A 9,627-nucleotide genomic window follows, 5' to 3' on the forward strand; every position below is an offset into this window, starting at 1 on the left:
CGAGTTGGATGGCGGCGGCGGGACAGGGTTATCAGGATCAGGCGATTGCTACCCGCGCGGGGTGGGCCGCCAGCGGGATGAATTCCCGGGGCTCGGCCGCGCGGCACGCTGTCCGGAAGGGCGGCGGGTAAGTCTTGGAAGGAACACCACCCATGAAGATCTTTATCCTTAAGCTGCTGAGTCTCTTCGTTTTCATCCTGGGCCTGATATCGCTGCTTGTGGTGCTGGGTGTGCCCCAGGTGCAGGACTACCTGGCGCGGGCGCCCGAGTGGCTCGCGGAACTCCGAAAATCCCTGCCGGAGCCGCTCTTGTTCCTGCGCGGCGCGCTGACCGTGCGGGGCCTCTGGTTTGGGGCCTCCGTCGCGGCGATCGTCCTGGGCATTTACGGGCTCTTCCCCCAGTTCGCGAAGTACCGACGCCGCAAGCGCATCGCCTACGAGGGGCCGCATGGCGAGGTGCAAATACAGCTAGATTCCGTCGAGCAGTCCCTCAACCAGATTCTCGCGCGGATGCCGGAGGTCAGGAAGATCGATTTGCGGGTTGACCCGCACGACGGGGGCCGCAAGGCCCTGATTCGGGCGGACGTGGTGCTGATCCAGCAACCGGGAGAGAATGCGCGCGCGATCGCCGCGCTGGTCAGCGATTATATCGCCGAAACGGCCCAGCGCCTCATGGGGCTCCAAGAACCGGCGAAAATTGACTTGCATGTCGTCGGGCTTCACATGAATACGCGCAAGTCGAGCAAGGCCATCCGGAAAGACAGCCTGAGCCATTCCAGCAATGCGCCGGTGGAACTGCTGGAGGCGCCGCCGGCGCCGCTTCCCCTTTCGGGCCCGGGCGACCCGCTCGGGAGCGAACCCATCGAAGAGGAAATCGAGGAGGAAGAGGCGAAGACGAGCGGCGCGATGGACACCAGCGCGGTGGACACGCGAAAGGACGAGGCCAACCAGGCGGCGGCCCGATCGGAATTGCTTGAACCCCTGCACCTGGGCGAACCGCACGAGGCCCACGGGCACGGCGAAACGGCCGCGCACACCGAAGAAATGCCCGCCACCGCGCGGGATATGGATGTGCTCGACGAGGCCCTGGAGCCCGACGATGACGCGGATGCCGAGCTCGACGAAAGCGAGGCATGGACCGAAGACGCTGCGGAGGAGTCCGAAGAGACGGAACCGACCGAAGAATCGGAACCGACCGAAGAGACGGAACTGACCGAAGAGACGGAACTGACCGAAGAGTCGGAACTGACCGAAGAGACGGAACCGACCGAAGAGACGGAGCAGACCGAAGAGACGGAGCAGACCGAAGAGACGGAACTGACCGAAGAGACGGAACTGACCGAAGAGACGGAACTGACCGAAGAGACGGAACTGACCGAAGAGACGGAACTGACCGAAGAGACGGAGCAGACCGAAGAGACGGAGCAGACCGAAGAGACGGAGCAGACCGAAGAGACGGAGCAGACCGAAGAGACGGAGGAGGGTGAGGAGGCCGAAAGCGCTGCCGAGGAAGTCGAGGGGTATGACGCCCTGGCGCGCGATGCCGAAGAGTCCGGGGAGCCGCCCACCCCCTTCCCCGCTGTTGATGCGGCGTCGGACGACGAAGTCGCGCCGGTGGGACTGGAGGTGACCGAGGAAGACCAGCAGGAATCGGCGACGCCGGCTTCGACGTATTCATGGGAACAGTCGCCGGAGGAGGCCATCCCCTCCGCGGAGGTCCCCGGTGAGGATGCCGCCGAGAGTGGCGAGGAGCCCTCCGTGACCGTGGCTGGCGAGGAGATGGAGCCGGAGCCGGAACCGTCGGATTCCGTCCTGGGCGATGCGCCCGGCGACGTAATCGTCCCCGAACCGGACGAGGCAAGCGAATCGCCCGCGGAAACCGGGGAGCCGTCCGGGGAGGCCGATTCGAAGCCGGCGGAAGTACGGAAGAAGGGCTGGAGCAGTTGGTTCAGTTGAGCCGCGCGTTCCGCGCCCCGCGGCGGTAGTACAAGGTATCCCTATGCTGGCAAAACGCATCATTCCCTGCCTGGACGTCGCCGAGGGGCGCGTCGTAAAGGGCGTACAGTTTCTCGGCCTCCGGGATGCCGGAGATCCGGTGGAGATCGCGCGCCGCTACGACGAGGAGGGCGCCGACGAGCTGGTATTCCTGGATATCCAGGCATCGACGGACAACCGGAATACCATGCTGGACGTGGTCTCGCGCACGGCGGAACAGGTCTTCATGCCGCTCTGCGTCGGCGGCGGCATCCGGACGCTGGAGGATATCCGGCGCATGCTCAACGCCGGAGCCGACAAGGTCTCGATCAACACGCCGGCGATCCAGGATCCCGATTTCGTGAACCAGGCGGCGACCAGGTTCGGGTCGCAGTGCATTGTCGTCGCCATTGACGCGAAGAAGCAGGCGGACGGTTCCTATATCGTGAAGAGTCACGGGGGCCGCGAGGGCGGGCGCGCGACCGAGCTGGAGCCCATCGCCTGGGCGAAGGAGGTCGAGTCGCGCGGCGCCGGGGAGATCCTGTTGACCTGCATGGACGCCGACGGCACGAAGGATGGCTACGACATTCGCCTGACGCGGGCAATAGCCGAGGCGGTGAGCATTCCGGTGATCGCCAGCGGCGGCGCGGGCAACTTGGAACATTTGCGGGAGGCGCTGGTGGAGGGGAAGGCCGACGCGGCGCTTGCGGCGTCCATATTTCACTTCCGCGAGTACACGATCCAGGATGCGCGGGCATACCTTGCAAAACACGGGGTGCCTGTGCGATCCTAGGCCGCGCCTTCCGGCGCGCGTATGCATGGCGCGCCGGAGGAGTAGTGCGCGCGGCGCTGTTCAAACCCCGCGCGCAGGCTGGAGGCCGAACATGACACACGCGACACCATCTCCCTTTCGATGGCGTCGCCGTGCTCATATTCCGGCGGCCTGACCGCCGCCTGGCCCCCGCGGCCCCCATTTCCCGCCTCATTTCCTCCAGCGCCCCGTTTCGGCGCGCCGTTACCCTGGGAGAAGCACTGTGAACCTCGATGATCTGCTTAAATTTGACGACAAAGACCTTATTTGCGCGGTAATCCAGCACCACGAGACGGGCCAGGTGCTGATGGTCGGCTATATGAACCGCGAGTCGCTGGGCATCACGTTGCGCGAGAAAAAGGCCTGTTTCTGGTCCCGCTCCCGCCAGAAGCTCTGGCTCAAGGGCGAGACTTCCGGAAATGTGCTGCACGTCAAGGACATCCGCATCGACTGCGACGGCGACGCCCTGCTGCTCCAGTGCGATCCGGTCGGCCCGACCTGTCACACCAACGAGACGAGTTGCTTCTACCGCCGCGTCCAGGAGGACGAAGGCGTGGTGCTGGCCGGCGACGGCGTGGCCACGTCCTGAGCCCGGCGCAAACACAGGGAACCTTTCATGATCCATCCCACCCTGGACGAGTTCAAAGCCCTGGCGCGGCCGGGCGCGCTCGTGCCGGTTTACCGGGTGATACTGGCCGACCTCGAAACCCCGGTGTCGGCGTATATGAAGATCGCGCAGGGGCAGGATCACGCGTTCCTGCTTGAAAGCGTGGAGCAGGCCGGATCGCTCGGCCAGTACTCCTTCATCGGCGCAAACCCGTCGGTCGTCTTTCGCGCGAAGGGAACCGAGGTGACCCTGGTGCGCGGGGGCGAGGCGGCGACATACACCGCGGAGAAGCCGCTGCACGAATTGCGCCGCATTATGTCGGCCTACAAGCCCGTGGAAGTCGCGGGCCTGCCACCCTTCCACGGCGGCGCCGTGGGCTACCTCTCCTACGATCAGGTCCGCTTTTTCGAGCGGCTGCCCGACAACAATCCCGACACCCTCCAGCTGCCGGACCTCTATTTCGTCATCACGGACACCATCCTCCTTTTCGATCACGTCAATAACTGCATCAAGATTGTGTCGAACGTGCACGTCGACGGCGATCCGGAGGCCGCCTACGCAAAGGGTGTGCGCAAAATCGAGGAACTGGAGGCGCGCCTGAAAGCGCCGCTGGCCGACGCGCTGGTGCATCCCGAGCCAAGCGATCTCCCCGCGGACATCGAATCCAATTTCACGCGCGAGGCCTTCTGCGACATTGTGCGCAAGGCGAAGGAATACATCTGCGCCGGGGATATCTTCCAGGTGGTGCTGTCCCAGCGCTTCAAGCGCCAGGTCACCGCCCAACCCATTACGCTTTACCGCGCGCTGCGCTCGATCAACCCCTCCCCCTACATGCTCCTCATGCAGTTTCCCGGCTTTTCACTCGTGGGCTCGAGCCCCGAGGTCATGACGCGCGTGCAGCACGGCAAGGCCATGGTCCGCCCGATTGCGGGCACGCGCCCCCGCGGCCGCACGCCGGAGGAGGACGTGGCGTTCGAGCGGGATCTGCTGGCGGACGAGAAGGAGATCGCGGAGCACGTCATGTTGCTCGACCTGGGCCGCAACGACATCGGCCGCATCAGCGAGCCGGGCACCGTGGCGCCGGTCCCGGGGCGGCGGATGGTCATCGAGCGCTACTCCCACGTCATGCACATCGTGAGCGAGGTGGAAGGGACGATGCGGCCGGAATGTGACGCCTACGACGCCCTGGAGGCGACCTTCCCCATGGGCACCGTCAGCGGGGCGCCGAAAATACGGGCGATGGAGATTATCGACGAGCTGGAGACCGAGCGGCGCGGGCCCTATTCCGGCGGCTGCGGTTATATCAGCTTCTCGGGCGACATGGACACGTGCATTCTGATACGCACCATGGTGGTGAAGGACGGCGTGGCGTATTGCCAGGCGGGGGCCGGTATTGTGTATGACAGCGATCCCGACCGCGAATACGAGGAGACGCGCAACAAGGCCAAGGCGCTTTTCCGCGCCGTGGAATTCGCGGAGAAGGGCCTCGAACCATGATTGTCCTTATCGACAACTACGATTCCTTTACCTACAACCTGGTCCAGTATTTCGGCGAGCAGGTGGACGATATCCGGGTCTTTCGGAACGACGCGATCGACGTGGCCGGTGTGCGCGCGCTGAATCCGGATCACATCGTGGTGTCGCCGGGGCCGTGTACCCCCAATGAGGCGGGCATTTCGGTTGAACTTATTCGGGAACTGGGCCCGGAATTTCCGATTCTCGGCGTTTGCCTGGGCCACCAGAGCATTGGCCAGGCCTACGGCGGCAACGTCGTGCGCGCGGCCCGAATCATGCACGGGAAAGTGAGCCAGATGCGCCACAACGGCCACCCGTTGTTTGCCGGCATTGACTCGCCCTTTGAAGCGACGCGCTACCACTCGTTGATCATCGAGCGCGAGACGTGCCCCTCCTGTCTGCGGATTATCGCGGAGACCGCGGAGCGGGAGATCATGGCGGTGGCGCACGAAAACCACCCGGTTTGGGGATTGCAGTTCCACCCGGAAAGCATTCTGACGGCGCCGGGCAAGCAGATAATCGCAAACTTTCTGGCGCTGGGAGCGCGACGCTGATCGTTTGCGTTTTTACGGTTTTGCAGGTATAATCAATGCGGTGTCGGGCTACTGTAAGCAATTACAAACGGCGGACTTAAATCCCGTAGTGCGTTGACTTTGCCCCGACCGTATGGTAGATTACTTGGAACTTGTGGGGTTTAACACGCGGAGTGGTTGCTTACCATGGCCTTGAGCAAGAAACAGCAAAAAGTTGTGGACCAGTTGGTGCGGCGCGTCGAGCTGTGCCGGGAATTCATGAATGACTGGATGTTGTTTAATCAGATTCTGACCCGCTACCCGGAGCCGGGTATCAATAAGGCGGAGCTGGAGACGCAGTTCTTGAAGATCAAGAGCAAGCTCGCCCGAACCCACAAGGTGCTCAGGGAAACGCTCGCCGACGATTACAATCTCGACGGCAACACGATGAACATTATCTCCGGAGCCACGAGCCTGGAAGCGATTTACTCCCAGTCGGAAGTGGCCGTGAAGAAGCTTCAGCAGGAATGGCACCGGGCCTTCATCGCGATCAACGAAACCCTGGGCTCCGTGGACGACAAGCGGGCGCGCGCGGAGGCCGGTGAAAAAATCTTCATGGCGCCGGTGGGCGGCGCCATGCCGGTCGCGGGCGGGGAAGGCATGAGCAAGAACGTGAAAACGATTCTGATCCTGCTCGTCATCATGGGCCTCATCGCCGCCTTCATCATCATTAATCCGGGCGGCCTCGCCGACGCGTGGCGCCAGCCGCTTGGCCTGTAGTTGTCGCCGGTTGATACGTTTGGAATCCGTTCTGCCGCGGGAAAGGTGGGGCCGTGACGAAGCGCCAGCTCGTAATTAATGTTGCCGAGCAACTGGGGATCACCCAGAATGAGGTTTCCGACGTGGTGCAGACCACCTTGGAGACCATCACCGAGGCCTTGGCCGCCGGTGACCGGCTTGAAATACGCAATTTCGGCGTGTTCGAAGTAAAGGTCCGCGACGCCCGGCTCGGACGAAATCCGCGCACGGGAGAGTCCGTCCCGATCGCGGAAAAGCGGATTCCCATCTTCAAGCCGGGCAAGGCATTGAAGGAATGGGTGGAGCAGGCGGACCCGACGGGCAAGGCGCCGTCCACGGCGGACCCCAGCCCGGACGACGCTCCCGAGAACACTCTTTCGCGGGCCGGAGAGCCCTTCTAGCGCGGTCCGCGGCGCGGCAATCCAACCTTTAGAATCCGGGCGCCTGTAAAGGCGCCCGCTTTCTTTCGTATAATAGGCGATTCCCGAGGTAGTGGAAAGGAATATTGCGGTGTCCGAGGACGATCTGCGAATGAGTTTTACAGAGCACCTGGGCGAGCTTCGCATTCGCCTGATTCGCTCTGGCGGCGCGGTGGTCGTGGGGGTGATCATCTGTTACGTCTTCTCGAACCAGATATTCGAGGGCCTTTCGCGCCCCATCCGCATGCTGGAGAAGGAGATCGCCGGCTTCGAGATTCTGCCCGACGCCGAAACGCCGGAAGAGAGCGACGCCCCAGCGCCGGAAACCGCCCAATGGGTGACCCTCCGGCCGGATGAGCCCTACGTGGTCCGCCTGAAGGTGGTGGGGCAAGAGATCGCGGGGGTTCAGGTCATTCCCGAAGACGAGGCGGCCGGCCTCAGCGCCAGTTGGACGGTCTTGAACCCGCTCGAGCCGATCATCGTCAAGTTTAAGATTGCCGGTTACGGCGGGCTCTTTCTCGCGATGCCCTTCATTCTATTTCAGCTGTGCGCGTTTATATTTCCCGGGTTGCGCCCGAACGAGAAGAAGGCGGCGCAATATCTGATTTTTGGTTGCACGGTCCTTGCCTTCACCGGGGTGGCCGTCGCGTATTTCCTGGTATTCCCGTTTGTCCTGCCCTATCTGGCCCAGTTCGTTCCGGAAGGCGTGGAGATACAGCTCCGCATGAACGAGACCATCTCCATGCTGGTCAAGGGCCTGCTGGGCTTCGGAATCGCGTTTCAGTTTCCGATGGCGGTTTTGATCCTGGTCTATGTCGGCGTGCTCGATCCGCTTACCCTGCGGCAGTATCGCAAAGTCGTAATCGTGTTTCTCGCAATCGGCTCGGCGATCCTGACCCCCCCCGATCCCGTGACGATGAGCTTCATGCTGATTCCCCTCTGCCTCCTCTACGAGGGCAGTATCTGGTTGTCCTACCTCGTGGTGCGTCGGCGCGCGTCGGCTGCGAACGCATAAGGAGTCCACAATATGCTAGGCATTGGTTTCGGCGAAATGATACTGATCGCCGGCATCGCCCTGGTGGTGATAGGGCCGGAAAAGTTCCCCGATTTCGCGAAGCTCCTCATCCGAACCGTGCGCGATCTCCGCGGATATGTCGACGAGATTAAGACCGAGGTCTCCAGGGAGTTGAAGCCGCTCAAGAAGGAAATGGATTCGCTCTCCCGGATTGATCCGGAGAAGTACATCGATTCCCTGACGAAGGAGGCGCCCGCGACGCCCCCCGCGAATCCGTCGCTCCACAGCGAGGACCAGAAGGTGATGGACGAGGCGGCCAACTACGGGGACGACCCGTATGGCTGGCAGGGGGAAACCACCGGGGAGGACGCCCCGGCCGCACCCGAAGACACCGTGAGCTATGGCGAATCGCGCGAAGAAGGAGCGGGCGGCGGGGAGATATCCGATGGCGGCGGGGAGATATCCGATGGCGGCGGCGGCGATTCAGGCGCCGGCGGCGATTCGGGCGCCGCGCCGGATGAGGGCGATTCCCCGCCGGCCGAGTCGCCGGACGGTGCGCCGGCTACCGATCCGGAGTTCGACGCCTTCAACGGCGGCGCTTCCGGAGACGGCCAGGGCAACGATCCCGACGTGTGGACAGGGCGCTGAATGCGCATCCGCCGCGGGCGCGCGTTGCGGTATCAGGCGAATAAAAGCGGTTCATCCGGTCTTGGCGTACTTGGACCGACGATGAATGTCTGGCCGAACGAAGATAACCCCAGTCTCTACATGGGCGGCCAACGTGGCTTAGCCTTCCAGGCTGACGCAGCGCGAGCGGCGCCTCCGAACAGCCCATCAACACCAAAAAAATCAGCCTCGGACTCCCAAGGCGATACGACACTTCCTTCATTCGTGACCAATCGCGGCTGAACTCATCGAATTCCTTCTCTATCCGTGCAATCAGTGTAATCCGTGGTCAATACTCCAGATCGCGGCCAAAGGCCGCGCTGAGTCCATTCGCGATCACTCGCGGTTCAATCAAATCTTTTGTGTTCTCTGTGCTCTTTGTGGCTCCAAATCCAATCCCCCCCGCGCATCGACCCCGCATCCCGACCCGGATCAATTCCATACACTTTGGCATGGCCCCCACTTCAAAAACTTCCTCTCTTCGTGGCCTTCGCGCCCTTCGTGGTGATCATTTCTTTGCGCGGCCAGAGGCTGCTCTAAGGAACCCGCACCACACTCCATTAACTTCCCACTTGCCGGACAACAATTCCCGGCCAATTCCGACAGAGCCGTCGTGGATCCAAGATCACCGCAATCAATCAACGCCCGCCAACGTGGCTTAGCCTTCCAGGCTGACGCAGCGCGTGCGGCGCCTGCGAACAGCCCATCAACACCAAAAAAATCAGCCTCGGACTCCCAAGGCGATACGACACTTCCTTCATTCGTGACCAATCGCGGTTGAACTCATCAAATTCCTTCTCTATCCGTGCAATCCGTGTAATCCGTGGTCAATATCGCGGCCAAAGGCCGCGCTGAGTCCATTCGCGATCACTCGCGGTTCAATCAAATCTTTTTGTGTTCTCTGTGCTCTTTGTGGCTCCAAATCCAATCCCCCGCCCGCCCTGACCGCACGTCCCGCCCACGATCATCTCCTTAGCGCCTTCGCGTGAAAATCAATCCTTCTCCAACTTTTTACTTCGTGGTCTTCGTACTACTATCCGTCAACTTCTTGTTTTTTCTGCAAGTTCTTTCGCTCAATATCCATATAACCGTTTTTTGTAAAAGCATTTACGAAGCGAAAAATCCAGGGAGAATCTCCGGGCCGTTCCACAAGTTTCGTGGTCGAAGTTCTTTTCTCTCCCACGGATTACACCGATGACACGGATTGCAGCGACGCTCGAACAAGATGAGACCGAACAGCCCGCCGCCCCTTCCACCCCGCTACAATACAGATGCTGAACAATCCGAACAGGCTGCGTCGAAAATCGCGCA

Annotated in this window: 9 protein-coding genes; all 9 read left to right on the forward strand. The window is 61.9% G+C overall.

Features of this window, described 5'->3' with window-relative positions; translation table 11 throughout:
- The first annotated feature begins 152 nt into the window (after positions 1–152).
- Positions 153–1,955, forward strand: a complete 1,803-nt coding sequence (locus KF886_26190) for a hypothetical protein (protein MBX3180853.1) — start codon at positions 153–155, stop codon at positions 1,953–1,955.
- A gap of 43 nt (positions 1,956–1,998) precedes the next feature.
- Complete coding sequence (gene hisF / locus KF886_26195) at positions 1,999–2,766, forward strand: imidazole glycerol phosphate synthase subunit HisF (protein MBX3180854.1); 768 nt, start codon at positions 1,999–2,001, stop codon at positions 2,764–2,766.
- A gap of 241 nt (positions 2,767–3,007) precedes the next feature.
- Positions 3,008–3,373, forward strand: a complete 366-nt coding sequence (hisI, locus tag KF886_26200; GenBank protein MBX3180855.1) for a phosphoribosyl-AMP cyclohydrolase — start codon at positions 3,008–3,010, stop codon at positions 3,371–3,373.
- Between the two features lie 27 nt (positions 3,374–3,400).
- Positions 3,401–4,888 carry an anthranilate synthase component I gene (trpE, locus tag KF886_26205; GenBank protein ID MBX3180856.1) on the forward strand — a complete coding sequence of 496 codons (1,488 nt, stop codon included), beginning with the start codon at positions 3,401–3,403 and terminating at the stop codon, positions 4,886–4,888.
- Positions 4,885–5,460: an aminodeoxychorismate/anthranilate synthase component II gene (locus KF886_26210; protein ID MBX3180857.1), complete on the forward strand. Its 576-nt coding sequence runs from the start codon at positions 4,885–4,887 to the stop codon at positions 5,458–5,460. The genes trpE and KF886_26210 overlap by 4 nt, the downstream gene beginning before the upstream one ends.
- A gap of 165 nt (positions 5,461–5,625) precedes the next feature.
- Positions 5,626–6,198 (forward strand): hypothetical protein, encoded by a 573-nt coding sequence (locus KF886_26215; protein MBX3180858.1) that lies wholly within the window; start codon positions 5,626–5,628, stop codon positions 6,196–6,198.
- A 53-nt stretch (positions 6,199–6,251) separates the two neighbouring features.
- Positions 6,252–6,617, forward strand: coding sequence for an integration host factor subunit beta (locus KF886_26220; GenBank protein MBX3180859.1), 366 nt, complete (start codon positions 6,252–6,254; stop codon positions 6,615–6,617).
- Positions 6,618–6,747: 130 nt separating this feature from the next.
- Complete coding sequence (gene tatC / locus KF886_26225) at positions 6,748–7,650, forward strand: twin-arginine translocase subunit TatC (protein ID MBX3180860.1); 903 nt, start codon at positions 6,748–6,750, stop codon at positions 7,648–7,650.
- Between the two features lie 12 nt (positions 7,651–7,662).
- Positions 7,663–8,298: a twin-arginine translocase TatA/TatE family subunit gene (locus KF886_26230; GenBank protein MBX3180861.1), complete on the forward strand. Its 636-nt coding sequence runs from the start codon at positions 7,663–7,665 to the stop codon at positions 8,296–8,298.
- Positions 8,299–9,627 lie beyond the last annotated feature (1,329 nt).

Source organism: Candidatus Hydrogenedentota bacterium, assembly GCA_019637335.1.
GTDB lineage: Bacteria > Hydrogenedentota > Hydrogenedentia > Hydrogenedentales > JAEUWI01 > JAEUWI01.

What these genes read in the sequence shown, in the direction of transcription:
- KF886_26190 (MBX3180853.1), top strand. Translation starts at nt 153, where the DNA reads ATGAAGATCTTTATCCTTAAGCTGCTGAGTCTCTTCGTTTTCATCCTG.
- hisF (MBX3180854.1), top strand. Translation starts at nt 1,999, where the DNA reads ATGCTGGCAAAACGCATCATTCCCTGCCTGGACGTCGCCGAGGGGCGC.
- trpE (MBX3180856.1), top strand. Translation starts at nt 3,401, where the DNA reads ATGATCCATCCCACCCTGGACGAGTTCAAAGCCCTGGCGCGGCCGGGC.
- KF886_26210 (MBX3180857.1), top strand. Translation starts at nt 4,885, where the DNA reads ATGATTGTCCTTATCGACAACTACGATTCCTTTACCTACAACCTGGTC.
- KF886_26215 (MBX3180858.1), top strand. Translation starts at nt 5,626, where the DNA reads ATGGCCTTGAGCAAGAAACAGCAAAAAGTTGTGGACCAGTTGGTGCGG.
- tatC (MBX3180860.1), top strand. Translation starts at nt 6,748, where the DNA reads ATGAGTTTTACAGAGCACCTGGGCGAGCTTCGCATTCGCCTGATTCGC.
- KF886_26230 (MBX3180861.1), top strand. Translation starts at nt 7,663, where the DNA reads ATGCTAGGCATTGGTTTCGGCGAAATGATACTGATCGCCGGCATCGCC.